The 18,419-nt window shown below is 35.7% G+C and carries 17 protein-coding genes; 5 read left to right on the forward strand and 12 right to left on the reverse strand.

The genetic code is table 11. The annotated features are described in order from the left end of the window. Nucleotides 1-11: 11 nt before the first annotated feature. From SPB_RS08460 to SPB_RS08475, 4 genes are all read right to left on the reverse strand, one after another. Nucleotides 12-842, reverse strand: a complete 831-nt coding sequence (locus SPB_RS08460) for a carbohydrate ABC transporter permease (RefSeq protein WP_037621227.1) — start codon at nucleotides 840-842, stop codon at nucleotides 12-14. Nucleotides 843-852: 10 nt separating this feature from the next. Continuing rightward, on the reverse strand, nucleotides 853-1,725 hold the full coding sequence (locus SPB_RS08465; RefSeq protein ID WP_003103746.1) for a carbohydrate ABC transporter permease: 873 nt from the start codon (nucleotides 1,723-1,725) through the stop codon (nucleotides 853-855). A gap of 76 nt (nucleotides 1,726-1,801) precedes the next feature. Further along, on the reverse strand, nucleotides 1,802-3,049 hold the full coding sequence (locus SPB_RS08470; RefSeq protein WP_003104073.1) for an extracellular solute-binding protein: 1,248 nt from the start codon (nucleotides 3,047-3,049) through the stop codon (nucleotides 1,802-1,804). 9 nt (nucleotides 3,050-3,058) lie between these two features. Continuing rightward, nucleotides 3,059-5,161: an alpha-galactosidase gene (locus tag SPB_RS08475; RefSeq protein ID WP_003102883.1), complete on the reverse strand. Its 2,103-nt coding sequence runs from the start codon at nucleotides 5,159-5,161 to the stop codon at nucleotides 3,059-3,061. A gap of 175 nt (nucleotides 5,162-5,336) precedes the next feature. Here SPB_RS08475 and SPB_RS08480 point away from each other — a divergent pair, with 175 nt between their 5' ends. Continuing rightward, nucleotides 5,337-6,167, forward strand: coding sequence for an AraC family transcriptional regulator (locus SPB_RS08480; RefSeq protein ID WP_003105409.1), 831 nt, complete (start codon nucleotides 5,337-5,339; stop codon nucleotides 6,165-6,167). Nucleotides 6,168-6,322: 155 nt separating this feature from the next. Here SPB_RS08480 and dtd read toward each other — a convergent pair whose 3' ends face one another. From dtd to SPB_RS11535, 3 genes are all read right to left on the reverse strand, one after another. After that, a complete protein-coding gene (dtd, locus tag SPB_RS08485; protein WP_003104659.1) occupies nucleotides 6,323-6,766 on the reverse strand; it encodes a D-aminoacyl-tRNA deacylase in 444 nt (147 codons plus the stop codon). Between the two features lie 25 nt (nucleotides 6,767-6,791). Continuing rightward, nucleotides 6,792-9,011 (reverse strand): RelA/SpoT family protein, encoded by a 2,220-nt coding sequence (locus tag SPB_RS08490; RefSeq protein ID WP_003104228.1) that lies wholly within the window; start codon nucleotides 9,009-9,011, stop codon nucleotides 6,792-6,794. Between the two features lie 281 nt (nucleotides 9,012-9,292). Then, nucleotides 9,293-9,436 carry a hypothetical protein gene (locus tag SPB_RS11535; protein WP_003103350.1) on the reverse strand — a complete coding sequence of 48 codons (144 nt, stop codon included), beginning with the start codon at nucleotides 9,434-9,436 and terminating at the stop codon, nucleotides 9,293-9,295. On the opposite strand from SPB_RS11535, the gene SPB_RS11660 reads away from it, so the two are divergent. The 4 genes from SPB_RS11660 to SPB_RS08505 all read left to right on the forward strand — a co-directional run bounded on the left by SPB_RS11660 (nucleotide 9,405) and on the right by SPB_RS08505 (nucleotide 11,709). Then, a complete protein-coding gene (locus SPB_RS11660; RefSeq protein ID WP_367682862.1) occupies nucleotides 9,405-9,476 on the forward strand; it encodes an LPXTG cell wall anchor domain-containing protein in 72 nt (23 codons plus the stop codon). The genes SPB_RS11535 and SPB_RS11660 overlap by 32 nt on opposite strands. Before the next feature lie 135 nt (nucleotides 9,477-9,611). Next, complete coding sequence (gene nrdI / locus SPB_RS08495; RefSeq protein ID WP_003102705.1) at nucleotides 9,612-10,067, forward strand: class Ib ribonucleoside-diphosphate reductase assembly flavoprotein NrdI; 456 nt, start codon at nucleotides 9,612-9,614, stop codon at nucleotides 10,065-10,067. Between the two features lie 92 nt (nucleotides 10,068-10,159). Continuing rightward, nucleotides 10,160-11,197 carry a M42 family metallopeptidase gene (locus tag SPB_RS08500; RefSeq protein ID WP_003105531.1) on the forward strand — a complete coding sequence of 346 codons (1,038 nt, stop codon included), beginning with the start codon at nucleotides 10,160-10,162 and terminating at the stop codon, nucleotides 11,195-11,197. Nucleotides 11,198-11,211: 14 nt separating this feature from the next. Continuing rightward, the gene (locus SPB_RS08505) at nucleotides 11,212-11,709 is read left to right on the forward strand and encodes an AAA family ATPase (RefSeq protein WP_003105046.1); all 498 of its coding nucleotides are present in this window, start codon (nucleotides 11,212-11,214) and stop codon (nucleotides 11,707-11,709) included. A gap of 26 nt (nucleotides 11,710-11,735) precedes the next feature. Here SPB_RS08505 and SPB_RS08510 read toward each other — a convergent pair whose 3' ends face one another. The 5 genes from SPB_RS08510 to SPB_RS08530 form a co-directional block, all read right to left on the reverse strand. Next, nucleotides 11,736-12,551: an endonuclease/exonuclease/phosphatase family protein gene (locus SPB_RS08510; protein ID WP_003103668.1), complete on the reverse strand. Its 816-nt coding sequence runs from the start codon at nucleotides 12,549-12,551 to the stop codon at nucleotides 11,736-11,738. 62 nt (nucleotides 12,552-12,613) lie between these two features. Beyond that, nucleotides 12,614-14,797 carry a PTS transporter subunit IIBC gene (locus SPB_RS08515; RefSeq protein ID WP_003104703.1) on the reverse strand — a complete coding sequence of 728 codons (2,184 nt, stop codon included), beginning with the start codon at nucleotides 14,795-14,797 and terminating at the stop codon, nucleotides 12,614-12,616. Between the two features lie 152 nt (nucleotides 14,798-14,949). Then, nucleotides 14,950-15,945 carry a LacI family DNA-binding transcriptional regulator gene (locus SPB_RS08520; protein ID WP_003105073.1) on the reverse strand — a complete coding sequence of 332 codons (996 nt, stop codon included), beginning with the start codon at nucleotides 15,943-15,945 and terminating at the stop codon, nucleotides 14,950-14,952. 92 nt (nucleotides 15,946-16,037) lie between these two features. Beyond that, a complete protein-coding gene (locus SPB_RS08525) occupies nucleotides 16,038-17,075 on the reverse strand; it encodes an ArsR/SmtB family transcription factor (protein WP_003104872.1) in 1,038 nt (345 codons plus the stop codon). A gap of 21 nt (nucleotides 17,076-17,096) precedes the next feature. Further along, entirely contained in the window at nucleotides 17,097-18,338 is a 1,242-nt protein-coding gene (locus SPB_RS08530; RefSeq protein ID WP_003105891.1) for an MFS transporter, read from the reverse strand. Nucleotides 18,339-18,419: the final 81 nt, after the last annotated feature.

Below are 18,419 nucleotides of genomic sequence, written 5' to 3' on the forward strand. Positions count from 1 at the left end.
TTCCATCCTACTTATTTTACTGCACCACTTGTCATACCTGAAATGATATTCTTTTGGAAAATTAAGTAGACAATTAAGATCGGGATAATGCCTACAACATATGATGCAAAACTTGGTCCATAATCGCTAAAGTACATACCTTGATAATTATATTGGAATAACGGCAAGGTCCAAAGATTTTGATCTTTATTTAAAATCAGTAAGGGAAGTAAAAAGTCATTCCAAATCCAAAGTGCGTTGATAATCAAAACCGTCGCATGTATTGGTTTCAAAAGTGGGAAAATTATTTTCCAATACATTGTAAATTTGTCACAGCCATCAATTGCAGCTGCTTCATCCATATCTTCTGGTACTATAGCCTTTATGTAGCCAACATACAAGAAAAGTGTCTGAGGTATCGCATATGCAAGATATAAGATAATAAGTCCAACATGATTATTTAATCCTAAAATTGACATTAGTTTTGTCATAGGCAACATTATAACTTGAAATGGTACAAAAATTCCCATAATTAAGAATACATACATTATTGCAAAAGCTTTACTTCGCTTCATATTCCGAGCTATTGAGAATGCTGCCATCGGAACTACTGCAACAATTAAACCAACACCAATTATTGTCAGTAAACTTGAGTTAAAGAAATATTGTGTAATCCCATCTTCGAACAAACGAGTATAGTTGTCCAGAGTAAATTCTTCAGGTAATCCAAAGAAGTTTCCTGTAATTTCTGCTGTTGGTTTAAAAGAAGAAATAATTGTCACAACCAACGGAATAATCATGAAAAGAATCCCAGCAAACAGGATCATATAAGCCCACCAATTTTTTTGATTTTTGTTAGACATTCTAGCTACCTCACACTTCAAATCTCTTAGAAATTGTCATTTGAATAACGGAAATAATAACAATGAAAATAAACAGAATAACTGCTAAAGCATTCGCATAAGAGAATTGATTATTTGAGAACGCATAATTGTAAACCAATAATCCTAATGATTCTGTTTTACCATCTGGTCCACCACTTGTCAGTGCGAAGATTAAGTCGAAAGCTGTTAAACCTGATTTCATAGCAAGAATGAAAACCATACTAATAGATGGCAATAAGAACGGCAATTCGACATTGAAGAATTTCTGACTTTTATTAGCCCCGTCAATCTCTGCCGCTTCAATAACATCACTAGGGATACTTTGCAAACCAGCTAAAAAAATGATAATTGGCATCGCCAATCCTTGCCAAAGTGCAACAAAAATAACGGAAGGAATAACAGATTTTTCACTAACCAACAAGTTTGACGATAGCCAGTCAATATGCAAAAATTCTCCTATTTGTGGAACACCATAGTTAAAAAATTGACTAAAAATCAAGCCCAGTGTAACCGTTGATAGTACAGCAGGGAAAAAGTACCATGTTCTAAAGAAGCCTACAGCTTTGATTTTTCTATTTAATAGAGTCGCCATAAATAACCCTATAACAATTTCTCCTACTACTAGACCAATTGTAAATAATACAGTAAATGACATACTTTGGTAAAAATCCGAATTAGAAAAAATATGACTATAATTTTTCAATCCAATAATATTATAATTGCCAGTTAATCCACTCCAGTCAGTTAGACTATAGAAAATTCCATTGAATAATGGATAGTAGAAAAAAATCAGCTGGAGTATGACTGGAATAATGATAAACAGCCACCCCCAATAACGCAACACGAAACTTTTTTTATTCATAACAATTTTTCCTCTAGATACTCCTTAAAGAAAAACTGATAGGTCTAGCATGCTAGTCAACTACCAGTTAATTATCTTATTTTTTCATTGAGTCAAAGAACTTATTAAGACTTTTTGCTAATTCTTTAGCATCTGGTTTCTTAATATCTTTTACAGTAATATTCCAAAATTCTTCTTCAGATTGCCATTCATTTTGCAACCAAACAATATGTTTGTCAGTGAAAGCATATTTTGTAACACCTTCAGTTTCTTTGAATTTACCTTCAGTATCGACACCATCTACTGATGTTGGTGATCCATCAACATCATAATATTTTTGAATAGCTTTTTTACTTGACATGAAGTCTAAGAATTTTTTAGCTTCATTGGGGTGTTTAGAATCTTTACTGATAGAAAGCGCTAAGTCTGCTGCCCCTACTGTAAGTTCTTCACCTGCTTTTTGTCCAGGATATGGGAACATACCAACTTCAAAATCAGGTTTTTGTTGATTAATAACTGGAGCTGCCCAAGTGCCTTGTGGCATCATTAATGCTTCCCCTTTAGCAAATTTTGCAACAGTATCTGTATATTTTGCACCCTCATAACCTTTTTGACCATTACCATGGAGTAGTTCTAAAGCTTTATTAACTTTTACAGTTATCGCGTCATCAGCCATAATTGCGCCTTTGCCACTACGAATAAGTTTTTCTTCTGCGCCATCATAACCGCCAGCATTAGTTGCCCATGCTAGTTGGTGGTAGCCGTTAAGCGACCAAGGATCATTCAGTGATAAAGCAAATGGACTCGCTTTCCCATCTTTATTAATGGTATCTACAATTTCTTTAAATTCATCGAATGTTTTTGGTACTTCAAGTCCTAATTCTTTGAATTTGTCTTTATTATAGTAGAACCCATAAGCATTTGCTGTCAATGGAAGAGAATAGATTTTATCGTTAAGAGCGTAAGTTTCAGCTGCGCCATCTTTCAAGTTTTCAAGACCAGACTTATCATCAAGTTCTAAGAATTGACCATCTTTTGCCCATTCTTGGAAATCCATATTTTGTGGGTAAACATTGATGATATCAGGATCCTCGTTGTTAGCCATACGAGTTTTTAAAACAGTTCCAGCATCTGGAACATTTGTTAATTTGATCTTTATATCTGGATTAGCTTTTTCAAAATCTTTAACTATTTCTTTTAGAGTAGATTGCATTTCTGCTTTTTGTGAAAAATATTCCAGCTCAACAGCACCCTTGCTAGCTGAACCGCCACCATTTCCACAAGCTACTAATGTACTAGCGAATGCACAGATTGCTGCGCCCTTTAATAAACCTTTGACTTTCATAAAGCCCTCCTAAATAATATGAAAAATATATTGAACACTAAAGAAATCTTTTTGAATATGTGGCATTGTTAATCCAATATTCATTAACTCGTCACCGTAAAAACTTGAACCCAGCTCCTTACAGTAATACTCTTTATCTGGATCCAACCCAGCTAGTTTCACTTGTAAGGTTGGAGCTTCCGCGACTGATAAAATTTTAACGAAAGTAAAGACAACTTGACTTTTATCTTTGTTTACGTAGTTATATGCTACAAAATTATCCGTTTTTCTAAGTCTATAATAATCACCTAACTGTATCGTTTCACGAATTATTTTATAATTGGCAATCTGTCCACTAATAGCCTCTAATTCAATATCTGAAAGTTTTGTCAAATCCAACTCATAGCCCAAGTTACCTAGCATGGCTACATTTCCCCGAGTAGCTAAAGATGTCTCTCGACCTGTCTGGTGATTTGGTGATGCAGAGACATGCGAACCCATTGTTATCGCAGGGTAGATTAGACTTGTCCCTTCTTGAATGGATAGTCTTCCAATGGCATCTGTATTATCACTTGCCCATGTTTGAGGCATATAATAAAGCATTCCTAAGTCATATCGACCACCACCACCACTGCATGATTCAAATAATATTTCAGGAAATGCTTCATTCAATCTCTCTAATATTTGATACAAACCTAAAATATAGCGATGGAAAAATTCTCGTTTTTGATTATTCGATTTTGTTTCAGGTAGATTTGTGATATTACGGTTCATATCCCATTTCACATATGAAATATTTGCTGAGTTCAAGACATTTGCTATAGAATCAACAATGTAATCACAAACTTCTTGCTTAGAATAATCTAAGACTAACTGTTCTCTACTGTAAGTATGGGCTCTTCCTTTAGTAGCTATCGTCCACTCAGGATGTTTCCTATAAAGCTCGCTATTTTCTGAAATCATCTCAGGTTCTATCCAGATACCAAATTCCATTCCTAATTGGTTGATTTGCTCTGCCATTCCTCTAAGACCACTCGGAAGTTTTTTTTGGTTTTCAGTCCAGTCTCCTAAAGAAGAGGTATCTGAATTACGTTGCCCAAACCAACCATCGTCCAGAACAAAGAGTTCAACACCGACTTTACTAGCTACTTTTGCTAAATCTAATAGTTTTTTCTCTGTGAAATCAAAGTATGTGGCTTCCCAATTATTGATGAGAATAGGTCGAACTTTTTCAACAAAGTTACCCTGGCAAATATGATGTCTTATAAACTGTTGACTAGTATTCGTCATATCTCTTAAGCCTTGATCAGTATAGGAAATTAATACCTCCGGCGTTTGAAAGATTTCACCAGCCGCAAGCTGCCAATTAAACTCATCATTATTAATTCCCATCCCAAGACGACAAGTTTTCAAGGGAGATTTTTCAGCGAATGCTTTGAAATTACCACTATATACCAAGTGCACGGAATAAACTTGACCTGATTCCTCTGAAACATTTGCATCAGCTAATGCAATGAATGGTGTTTTAGAGTGACTGGAAGCTCCTCTAACACTTCCAATTTCATATTTCCCATCCGGTAATGGTGTTATAGTCCAATCTTTTTCATGGCCATAACGTCCTGTCAAAGTATGAACATTGTAATCACTAGATGGTAAGTCAATTGAAAAAGAAAAGGCTTTTTCAACTTGAACAGGATTCTGACCGGCAGTAATTTTTGCTGAGCGCGAAAGATAATTTGCTTCTTCAAAAACACTATAGCTTAAGGTAACAGTGACGTCTGCCAGTTGGTCGTAAAGATCAATTTCCAATGTTTCCACTTGATTATCTTCAGCATGACTTGCTGGTAAGCCTTGTAATTCTGGCTTACCTGAAAAAATACGATGACCTTTGTATTTTAAATCAATTGAAGACCCATGCTCTCCGGTTACCTCTATTGAGGACGTCCTAAAATCACCAAGTCCATTATTGCTATATTCAAGCATTAGTGTATCTAGTGAAAAAGTTCGATTATTACTGGTAGGATTCGGAGAAAAAGCGCGATCAAGATATGCTATTTTGTTACTTTTACTATATTTATTAACCTTTTTACCAAAATAACAATTAACTAATATATTATGTTCTAATACTTGCATTACATAAGAGAACTTCTCAGTTTTTATATGAAATATCCTCTCTTTTTCCTCAAAAGAAATCATCTTATTACCCTTTCGGTCTTATAAATTACTTATAGTTTACTAAAAAGAAAGCGCTTTTACTATATCTTTTTGTTTCTTAAATATGGTATAATGTTGCCAAGGAGATTGATTTATGAATATCTTGAACACTTACAATGAATTTAATATTAGTAACTTTGATTTAAATGTCGATCACTATGGGGCAGAAATTTGCGATGGTGATTACTCTTTTGGTCCTAGTATTAGAAATGACTACGTTTTACATTTTATTGTAAATGGTCAAGGAAAGTTTATTGTGGATGATAAAAAATATTATCTCAAAGAAGGTGATTTATTTTTATTACCTCAAAATAAAGTAACCTTTTATCAAGCTGATAGATATCGACCATGGACTTATATCTGGGTTGGTTTTAGTGGTTCAAAAGCCGAGAGTATTTTAAAAGAAACATCAATACTGGATAAATCTATTGGTCATTCTAGTCTTGAATCACCTATTTTAAATCAATTATTAAAACTTATACGTTTTGCAGATGAAACACCTACCAGAATAACTGAACTCGTACTTATTGGTGAACTGTATAAATTGTTAGGATTTCTTATTCAAGAGTTCCCATCTAAGAAATCCCTTCAATCAGATCAAGTTACTAAGACTTATGTTAAAGAAGCAATTAAACTCATATATGCAAAGTATGATTTACCAATAAAGATACAAGAAATCGCTGATAAATTATCTCTCAATCGCAGTTATCTATATAAGATATTTAAGGATTACACAGGATATTCCATAAAAGATTATATTTTACATGTAAAATTAGAAAAAAGTAAAGAACTTCTTCAAGACTCACGGCTTAGCATATCGGAAGTTGCTAATTCAATAGGGTATAGCGACCCACTCCAGTTTAGTAAGATTTTTAAAAAATTCTACAATAAAAGTCCGAGAGCATACCGAAAAGATTATAATTAACAATATCCTAGCTTTATTTTAGATAAGTCGGATTTATTTTTTCTAGAAACAATATTAATAGATTTTTTTCAGATATCGACTCACACAAACACATCCCATATTTAGGCAAAAAGACTTCTCTTTTAAAATGAGAAGTCTTTTATTAATTTTGATAATTATTTGTTTTTTGTATCAAGAGTAATAGTGACCGGACCATCGTTAATCAGACTGACTTGCATGTCGGCTCCGAAAACACCAGTCTCGACTGGGCAAAAGCCGGCTAATTGACGATTAAAATCATCATACATTTGACTGGCCATTTGAGGGTTGGCTGCCCCTGTGAAAGCTGGCCGATTGCCTTTTTTGGTATTAGCAAAGAGGGTAAATTGCGAGATGGATAAAATAGCTCCATGAATATCCTGAATCGACAAATTCATCTTGTCATCCTGATCCGAGAAAATCCGCATATTAACAATTTTTCGAACGGCATAATCCAAGTCTTCTTGGTTATCATCAGGACCAACCCCCACTAAAAGCAAGAGACCAACCTGAATACTCCCTTTTACAACCCGATCTATGGAAACTGACGCTTGGGATACACGCTGAATAATAATTTTCATTACCACACCTTTTTCTTAAACTCACTTAACCATTACGACGTTTGACGTTGTAAATATCTGGAACAGCTTTTATTTTTTCAACAACTGTCGTCAATTCAACAAGGTTAGGAATACCAAAGCTGACGTGGATATTAGCAAACTTCATATCTTTGGTTGGTTGGGCATTGACCATTGAAATACTCTTGGTTGAGTTTGACAAAATTTGTAGAACATCATTTAGTAAGCCTGTTCTATTCAATCCATAGATATCAATTTCTGCTTGGTAATCCTTGCTTGAGTTATCTAAATCCCACTCGACTTCAATTAGGCGTTGTTCATAGCCGTCTTGACCCTTGATGTTGTTACAATCGGCCCGGTGAATGGCAATTCCTCGGCCCTTAGTAATGTAGCCTTCAATAGGATCACCTGGAACTGGATTACAGCATTTTGCAATTAGCATTAATAACCCTGAAGCTCCTTGAATGATAACACCGTTTTCACTCCGAACTTTAAGCACTTCTTTATTTTCGTGCTTAACTTCACCACCTTTGACCAATTCTTCAGCTTCAGCTTTAAGTTTAGCACGTTCTTCTTCACGTCGTTCTTTTTCAGTTAATTTGTTGAAAACTGATAAGGGACTTATATCTCCAAAGCCAACTGCAGCATACAAGGATTCCTCACTTTTAACACTAAGGCGAGGTAGGATTTCCTCGATTCGTTTGCGTTCCAAGTATTTATTGGCCACGTAGCCTTGCTCTTGGAAGTAAGAGACTAGCAATTCACGACCTTTATTGATTGATAGTTCTTTATCTTGATTTTTGAAAAACTGACGAATCTTATTGCGAGCTTTATTAGTTTTGACCAATTTAATCCAGTCACGACTTGGACCAAATGAATTTGGATTTGTGACAATCTCAACCACATCACCTGTTTTTAATTTTGAGGTTAATGGAACCATCTTGCCATTGACCTTTGCCCCAGTCGCTTTCTCACCCACTTGGGTATGAATGGCATAGGCAAAATCAATTGGACCAGACTCTTTTGGTAACTCTTGAACGGCACCATTTGGGGTGAAGACATAAATACGTTCTGAGAAAATCTCTTCTTTGACTGAGTCAACGAAGTCTTTGGCATCACCATTTGAGGCATCTTGCAGTTCAACCAGTTCATTGATCCAATTCATCCCAACTTTTTGATCTGATTGACTGACTTTACCTTTGAGACCTTTTTTGTATGCCCAGTGTGCGGCAACCCCGTACTCGGCAACTTGATGCATTTCTTTAGTCCTGATCTGAATCTCAATTGGTCCTTTAGGACCATAGACAGTTGTGTGGATTGACTGATAGCCATTGGCTTTTGGCGCAGCAATATAATCCTTAAAACGACCAGGCATTGGACGCCACAATTCATGGATATAACCCACCATGGCATAAACGTCACTTTGGGTTTCCATGATACAACGAATGGCAATCAAGTCAAAGATTTGGTCAAAGCGTTTTTTCTTGTCACGCATTTTCCGGTAGATGGAATAGATATGTTTTGGTCTTCCGTAAACTTCCCCATATAGTCCTTGTTCGTTGGTGTAGCTAATTATCTTCTCAACGATATTATCAACCAAGGCTTCACGCTCACGACGTTTTTCAGACATGAGGTGGGTGATTTTATAAAATTCAATTTCATTTAAATACCGGAAAGAGAGATCTTCTAATTCCCATTTAATTCGGCTAATTCCCAAGCGATGTGCTAATGGCGCATATATCTCCATTGTTTCACGCGAGATACGCTCTTGTTTATCTTTACGCAAATGTTTTAGTGTTCGCATATTGTGCAAGCGGTCTGATAATTTGACCAAGATAACTCTAATATCACGGGACATAGCCATTAACATTTTACGATGATTTTCGGCTAATTGTTCTTCATGTGACTTGTACTCTACTTTACCTAATTTGGTTACGCCATCCACAATGTCGCGAACATCTTTACCAAACTCATCTTCAATATCTTCTAAAGTAATCTCTGTATCTTCTACAACATCATGAAGAAAGCCGCAAGCGACCGTAACTGCATCTAATTGCAAGTCAGCCAAGATCCCTGCCACCTGAATCGGGTGGATAATGTATGGCTCTCCAGACTTGCGAGCTTGGTAAAAATGAGCATCAGTCGCGTAGCCTAAAGCTTTTTTAACAAGTGCAAGATCCTTGTCATTCATATATTTTTGAGCCAAAGCTACAACTTCTTCCCCTGATAAATTCACTTCTTTTGCCATTATTATCCTCTAAATCTAGTCTTTTTCCTATTTTAACACTTTCATTCCAAAAGAAAAAGGAAGAATTCTTATCTTAAAGTCATTTAAAGGCAAACTTTTTATACATTATTTTCTATTACTATAATTTATATCTATCAAAAACTGAGATATCATTAAAAAACCTTAATAAAAGTCCGTGTTTAATGTTGCTGAAAGCCTTTACTATCGATGTAATAGAACTCCAAGTTCTTATTTGGGAAAATTTAGGAGATTTATTAAGGAGAATGAAAAAAAATGAAAAATCACTTTGTTTCCAAGAGTGCTATTTTTTGATCATGGTCATCACAACTGGTACGGCAGTTAGCAGCTAAAACAGAAAGCTTACCAACAACTGGTAGCCAGGAATCACAAACCATTTCTCTATTTGGTTTTGCATTCCTAAGCATTGGCGCACTCTTCACAAGAAAAAATCGTCGTCAAAACTAAACAAAAATGCTGAGAGCGAAGACAAGCAATGTCTACGCTTTTTTGATACTCAATTCTCACCATTTTTCATCTTGTCTACAACTATATATTGTGTTAAACTGATAAATAGATTACAACATATAGTTAAGGAGTCATATGTCTGAGTTAACCATTGTATTTATTAGTTTGAGTGGAAACACCTTAAGTTTCGTCAAACGCCTCTCTACTTATTTAGCTGAAAACTATCAAATCACCGCAAATCCTATTAACATCAAAGATCAGAATCATCAAACTTTTCCTGTTGAACAACCTTTCGTTGCTATCTTACCAACTTACTTAGAAGGTGGGAACGGACTTGATTCTGGTGATGTCGAAATTCTTACCACTCCTCTTGGGGATTTTATCGCTGCGCATGACAACTATAAGCAGTGTTTCGGGGTTATTGGTTCAGGTAATCTCAACTTCAATAACCAATATTGCTTGACCGCAAAGCAATATTCAAAACGCTTCGGATTCCCAATGATTGGGGATTTTGAGATGCGTGGAACCATTTCTGATATTGAACGACTTGCGAAAGTCATCTTAGAAACCAGAGAATCATTTAAGGCATAAAAAGAAGGTCAGAATTTTCGGGCCTTTTTCTCTTTCTCCTGCTCAGTCATGATATAATAGGAGAGTTGAAAGAAAAATTGATAGGAGCTTTTATGAAAACGACAGTTGATTACATTACGACACTAACTCAAATTCCTTCGCCAACAGGATTCACTAGACGTATTATGGATTATGTTGCTACAGAGATTTCTTCCTTTGGCTATGAAGTCATTCGCACTAACAAAGGTGGCTTAATGGTCTCTGTAAAAGGAGATAACGATCAAAAACACCGTGTGGTTACTGCCCACCTTGATACTCTAGGAGCAATGGTTCGTGCCATTAAACCTGATGGTCGTTTAAAAATGGATTTAGTTGGTGGTTTTGTTTATAATGCCATCGAAGGCGAAAACTGTACCGTTCACCTTGCTCACAATGACAAAGAAATTTCAGGAACAATTTTAATCCATCAAACTTCAGTTCATGTTTATAAAGATGCTGGAACTGCTGAACGTAATCAATCTAACATGGAAGTTCGTTTAGATGAAAAGGTTCAAACTGCCGACGAAACACGCGCACTTGGCATCGAAGTCGGAGACTTTATTTCCTTTGACCCACGTGTCATTGTAACAGATAACGGCTTTATTAAATCACGTCACTTAGATGACAAAGTATCTGCAGCCATCCTGATTGAACTACTCAAAAAATATAAACAAGAAGATATTACACTTCCTTACACAACACACTTTTACTTCTCAGCCTTTGAAGAAGTCGGACACGGTGCTAATTCAAGCCTTCCATCAGAAGCAGTCGAATACTTAGCAGTTGATATGGGAGCTATGGGAGACGATCAAACAACAGATGAGTATACTGTATCCATCTGTGTTAAAGACGCTTCAGGACCTTACCATTATGAATTGCGTCAACAAATGGTTGCCCTATGCCAAGAAAATAATATCCCTTACAAACTTGATATCTATCCATATTATGGTTCTGATGCCTCAGCAGCTATGCGTTCTGGTGCTGAAGTTCGCCATGCCCTCCTTGGGGCAGGTATCGAATCAAGCCACTCCTACGAACGTACCCACATTGATTCCGTAGAAGCAACAGAAAAACTGGTGGATGCATATTTATTGAGTGATATGATTGACTAGTTTGGAGGACAGTAATGGCAAAAATAATCATTATCCGAGGCAATTCAGCCAGTGGTAAAACTAGTCTTGCCAAAGCCGTTCAAAGTCAATTTCCTGAAAAGTGCATTATCTTGTCTCAAGATATTATTAGGAGAGACTTATTAGGCGCTCATGATGGCTTTGACACTCCAACGATTACGCTACTTATTCATCTAATTGATTTTAGCTATACTAAATTTAACTTTATTATCATTGAAGGAATTCTTAGAAAAGACTGGTATCAACCCATCTGGGATCATCTTCTTGACAACTATCAAAATGACTGCCAAGCTTATTACTATGATTTATCCTTTGAAGAAACTGTCAAACGTCATGCAAGTCGAACAAAGTCCAATGATTTTGGTCAAGATGCCTTAAAAAAATGGTGGAATGATAAGGACTTCCTCGACTTATTCAATGAACAAATCCTTTCATCGGAATTATCCATCGACGAAGCCAAATTTCAAGTTCTCACCAAATTAATAAAAGACTAGGAAGTTGATTCCTAGTCTTTTTCTATTTATCTAATTGTTATTTCAAGTCCAAAATGGTCACTAACGATAGGGGCATAACCACCTTCAAAAGTAATTTCTGAAGATGAAATCTCAAAGTCCTGACTTGTAAAAATGTGGTCTACTTTATAAGCATGCTGATTGCCTTCCCATCCATCGATGTCTTGCATTATACTGTGATCCCCAAAAACAAACTGGGCAACCTTATGGCTATCTTGTAAACCTAAGGGACTGCTCGCGATGATTTGATAACCTTCCAAGTCCGTCGGATTATTAAAATCACCCATTAACATCAAAGGCCCATCAACAGATTTTAAAAGATGAGACTCCAGCGTCTTCCACTCACGTTCAAAGCCCTTCCCATACCAAGACATATGCAGACTAACAACCGTAACCTCACGACCATCTAATTTCGTCTTTCCAACCAACGCACGACGCGTATGAAAATCCGTCTCATCATCAGCCTTCGAAATTAGGACATCCGAAACTTTCAGTGGTTCCTTTGATAGAATTGCTACGCCTTCATTGTAAATCCCATAACCAATGTGATTATAAGCCCATGACCAAAAATAATCATGGCCGTGCTTTCTTAGATAATTAACTAAAAGCAAAGCAAAATTATCCTTATGAATTGAAGGCGTTCCTGGTACCTGTTGATAATTGAAGAGCTCACTTGCAACCTCACTCTCAATCAATTGGTTAATCTCCTGAAGACAGATAATATCATACTTTTCTGCCATGATATGCTCTGCAAGATCAACTAATTTCTTCAAAGCATTTACTTCCATCCATGAATGGGTATTTAAAGTTAAGCATTTTGCCATTATCTCATCTCCTTCATAAGCACAAGAAGAGTGACCAATTGTATACGCCACTCTCTCTTATTTTATAACATTACTTTAGCAACGACAGTTTTTGCGACTTGTTTTCCTTGTGCCACTAATTCAACAGACTCAATATCAGCTTGATTAGTAAAGGCAACAATAATTGTCGTTTCACGGTCAGCCGATTTGATGGCAGCTAAATCAGCTACAACTAGTAAGTCACCTGCTTGAACTTTTTGTCCTTCTTTAATTTTTGCAGAGAAAGGTACCCCATTCAATGCAACTGTATCAAGACCAACATGGACAAGTACTTCTAGACCATTATCTGTCAATAGTCCAAAAGCATGTTTGGTTGGGAATACACTAGTTATAAGACCTGAAACTGGTGCATAGATTTCTCCTCTTTCAGGTTCAACAGCAAAACCGTCACCCATCATTTTACCTGCAAAAACTTGGTCATTAACTTCCGTAATTGGTATTACTTGGCCATCAGCGACAGTCATTATTTCTTCAGTCAATCCTTTAAAACTTGTTACTTCTTTAACAGTTTCTTTTTCGGAGAAGTTTGACGCTGGAATTGTAGCACCTGAATCTAATAAATCTTGAATATCAGATTTTAAGATATCAGCTTTTGGTCCATAAACTGCTTGAACACCATTGCCTTTAACAATCAGACCCATAGCACCAGCTTTTTTCCACAAATCTTCAGACCCAACTTTTTCAGTTTTTTTAACTGAAACACGTAGTCGCGTCATACAAGCATCAACATCAGCAATGTTATCACGGCCACCTAATAAATTAATAATTTGAACAATTTGTGAGTTGGCATCTGCTACCTTACCTGATTCCTCAGGTGAAGCATCTTCTAACATATCAGCATCATAGTTGCCTAAACGGCCAGCTGTCGCTAGGTTCATTTTCTTAATCATGAAATCAGCTATGAAGTACATAATTACAGCAAAGAGAATAGAAACCCAAACAAAGTTAAATAAATCCATGCCAAGACCTGCTTTAATAGCCATTGGCGTACGTGTTAGCAACTCAATATTACCAAATGAGTGAACACGAAGATTAATCAAGTCAGCCATGGCAAATGAAGCACCTTGAACTACTGCATAAACGATGTACAATGGCATAGCAGCAAACATAAACATATACTCAAGTGGTTCTGTAACCCCAGTTAAGAATACGGCTGCCGCAGCAGAAATGAACATCATTTTATATTTCGTTTTTTTATCTTCATCAACATTGCGGTACATTGCAAATGCAATACCCATCAATGTACCAGTTGCTCCAATCATTTGACCAACTTTAAAACGAGCTGGTGTAACAGTTGTCATTAAATGTTTATAAGCTTCAGTATTGCCAGAACCTTTAAGACCAACCAAGTCAGTTACCCATGCAAGCCAAAGCGGATCTTGACCAAATACTTTCGTACCTGCACCAGAACCTGTCATTACTTCATATGTACCACCAAGAGCAGTATAGTTCATTGGAATTGTTAGCATATGGTGCAAGCCAAATGGTAACAAGAGACGTTCCATTGTTCCGTAGATAAATGGTGCTAGAACTGGAGCAGTGTCTTGTGAGGAAGCAATCCACATTCCAAAACCATTGATTCCAGCTTGAATAACTGGCCAGATAAGAGCTAAGACTAAAGCAACAAGAGTTGAACGTAAGATAACAACAAAAGGAACAAAACGTTTGCCATTGAAGAAAGTTAAAACTTCAGGAAGTTTACGATAGTTATAATATTTGTTAAAAGCTGTTGCACCAACAAAACCGGCGATGATCCCTACGAAAACCCCAGTATTAAGAGCTGGTGATTCCAAAACACTTGTAAAGTAGTTTTTAACAACTATTTCAGTTCCCAAAAGACTCTTAATTTTTGCTTCAGGATCAGCAAGCATAGCTGAATTTACATTATAGATAGCACCTGTTAAACGATTAATTAAAACAAAAGCTAAGCCGGCTGCGAAGGCACCACCAGCACGTTCTTTCGCCCATGACCCACCAATTGCAAGTGCAAATAGTAAATGCAAGTTACCAATAACTGCCCAACCAAGTTCAGCAACAACGTGTCCAATAGTTACTAGGATTGCTAAATTAGGATTAATCATTGGAATTGAATTCCCAATACTAACCATCAAACCTGCCGCAGGCATAACTGCGATAACAACCATCAAACATTTTCCAAATTTTTGCCAAAATTCGAAACTAAAAAATTGTTTAATCTGTGATTTCATCATTATCTCCTCTTATTTCTACAAACCATCCCATTAAGGTATTACGCAAACGTTTTACGCAAACGTTTGCGTTTTCTTTTTTTATTATACCCCCTCACTATTAATTTGTAAAGCGTTTTCTTAAAATTTGTCAAAAAAGAGCCTAATCTGCATTAGGACTCTTGTGTTGATGACCGTTCAATAATTTGATGAGGAATGATAACTAGCTCGTTTTTGCTTTGATTTTCTGCTAGTATTGCTTCTGCTGCTGCTTCACCTAGCTTGTAAGGAAAAATCTCTACAGAAGTTAATGAAGGATTTGCGATTTGCGCAATAATTGAATTATTAAAGCTGATAATTGCTTTCTGGTCAGCCCCCTGACCGATATCTCGGAGCAATTTTTGCAGTTTAATGGCCATAATATCATCACAACTGACGAAAGCTTGAGTTGGATTTTCTAGCAAGTAGCTCTGCAATTTTAAACAATCAGCCAAAGAAATGTTAAAACTATTAGCTTTTTGCCCTATTTCTTTCATAGCATTGGCAAAGCCGATATAACGCTCTGCTTGAACCATTTCATCCATATCGTTATAGATATAGGTAACTTTGCTGAAGCCTTTATCAAGTATATACTTACTAGCGTCATACCCAGCTTGTCTGTTATCATTATCGATGTACTGTGAATTTTCGCTCTCTTCTTCCGTAAATGAACGACCGACAACGACGCAGTCAACTTTTTCTCGAGTGACAAAATTGTAGACTGGATCTTCAGCTTTAGAATATAGAAAAATAAACTTAGAGATATTTCCACTACGAATCATGGTCGTTATATTAGCAAGTAATTCTTGCTCTGTACGTCCAGTAGCTAAAGCCACCATCTGTTGCTTGTCAGTGCAAATCCCTGAAATACCTTGAATAATTTGCATAAAGAATGGGTTGTCACCTATTGTTTCATGACTTTCCCTAATTGGTAAAATAATCCCTACCGTATTATTTCGGCGTTTGACCAAATTTTGAGCAGAATAATTAGGCGAATAGTCCAATTCTTCCATAACCTTTTTAACTCGGTCCTTGGTTGCTTGACTAATCATATCATTATCATGCATTGCTCGCGAGGCAGTAGAGGGAGAAACCCCTGCTAACCTTGCCACATCTTTAATTGTAACCACGATTTCTCCTTTAAAGCTTCTTTTTTAAATAGAATAGACATTTTAAGCTAACCTGTCAAGAAGAAAATGAATCCCCTTTCAGGAATTCATTTTTATTTTTCATTTAATTTGAAGTCCTCAACCATTTTTTCAAGAACATTATTTAAGAGTTTTTTATTTAAGTTATATTTTCCATCCTCATCCTCTGTATTAAATTGCAGAATTTGAGCATTGACTAATTTTTGAGTATGGAAAGAGACTGCAGCCGCAGTAATATTTAGTTGCTTAGCAATATCTTTACTTTTAAAATTGGGTTTTAAAACTTCCAGCAATACCTGATAACGACTAGTATCACTCAGAAGTTTTAATACAATTGAAAAGTCTTCATCATCTAAATCATCCTCGGAGTGGAAGAAGTTTTCAATATGACACGTTATTATCAAACCAAGTCTAAATTTATCCTTAATGCTAAAATCAATCATCGAAAGCCTGATAAGCCAAGGGCTGAGGATATAGATATGACGTTCAAATTCTTCAGATAGAAGATTTTCACCAATATTTGCTGGCAATTTTTGAATAAATTTTTCTAAACTAAACTGTTTAGCATATGATTGCCGTATAGTTAATCCTTTTTCAAAATAAGGTCGATAAATCTTGTTTAGTTGAATTGATAAATCCACCAACTGCTTCATACTTTCTTGTGGATTTCTATAAAACTGACTAAAATACCACTTAGTTTCAGCTTTTATAGTCGACTCTTCTAGCAATGTCCAAAAATCTTTTTGATTGTCTTTTTTATGATTTATGAGCAGATAGGCAATGCATTTCCGAATTTTTTCTTTAGATAAACTTAACGCATAATCATGAACATCTTTAACAGTTTCACATCGAACACCATTTTCTTCTGCATCATAATATACAGCGTGTAAAAGACTAATACTATACCCAAATAAATAATAATGACGTGCTTCTTCTTTAAATGGTGCTAATTTTAATTTAATGTCCTCTATGACTTCAAAATAGTCTTTAAAATTTTCTTTTTCTTTGGCAGTGAATTCCATTGCGTCCTCTTTGTCGCCAAAAGATATGAATAAAGGCATGAAGAAGTATTCCACGACTGAACTAGCTTGTTCTGAATACTGGTAATCCATAAAATAGGTTGCTCCACTTTTCTAAAAATAGTACTTTTTAATAGTGTAACCTAAGAGTATTAAAGAAAGCAAGAGGAAAAGTAACCCCAACATTTTCGCCGAAAGAAAAAGTACCAGGGCTGAAACAAGTGCTTTACTAATAACCATACTAAAGGTACAAAAAGTAGAGATTCCTGATGTAATAGTTGCTAATTGATTCTCTGGCATGGTTTTCATAATTAGCACCTCTACTTTTGGATTGATGATCCCTATACTGATGGATAATAGCCCTATTGCAAACATCATTGTATAAACATTCTGAAGAAATATACCAAGAAACAAAGTTACAACAGCAAGTGTTGATCCTAAAAGCGACTGTTCAATTGTAATTGTAAACTGATCCCTAGTAAGCAGAAAACTACCTAATATCATTCCAATACTAGAAACTAAACCTAAAATTGCAATTGTAGCCGCAAGTGAGCCAAAGCCAAAATTAGGATTTTCTTTAAAAATTAATAATAGAATAGCATCCTCTACAGCTAAAATAGCATTGAGACCAGCGACTATGATAATGGAAGATTTTAAGACTGGGACTTTTGACAGGGACTCATATGCGGTGTATAAAGATTTTTTTATTTCTTTTATAAAAGGGTCACTCTTTTCACTCTCATTTATATGAATGGATGCATCTACTACTTTTTTCTTTAAACCTTTTCGAATGGATAAAATGATTATGGAACTCATCAAAAAAGTTAAAGCATTAACAAATGCCAATTGTTGAAAGTTAAAAATCATTAATAAAATAGCACCACTGGCCATAAAACCCATTTGGAAACCAGTCATCGTTCCTTGTCGAAAACCTAAAAACTTTTCTCTATCTTCTTCCTTAATAATTCTCAGCGTTACAGGCTTAAACAGTGCATTTTCATATTGACCAGCTAGGTCTGAAAGAACATTAATGATAACAGCAATAACAAGAATCCATAAGGTAGGCTTAAATCCCATAACCAGACCAATAATGCCATATAATAATACTCTGAAAAATAGAGTTCCTAAAATAGTATCAACTTTATTTTTTGTTCTATCTCCAAGTATCCCCATTACAATATTAGTTAAAAATGGGAATGTCTCAGAAATAGTCACTAGGGCTATGGCTGTTTTTCCATTAGGTAAGATTAGAACATAGTTCATCAATGCTAGATAATAGACAATATCTCCAAAATTGGAAATCAAGTCCGACACAAAGGTCGCCATAAATAATCTATTGGAAAATATCTTTTTCATAAATCACCACTTTATTTTTATTAAGCAATTACTTAACTAAACTATAAAACATTTCCTGAATTAAGTCAATACTTAATTTAT

It is taken from the genome of Streptococcus parauberis NCFD 2020 (genome assembly GCF_000187935.1).
Classification (GTDB): Bacteria; Bacillota; Bacilli; order Lactobacillales; family Streptococcaceae; genus Streptococcus; species Streptococcus parauberis.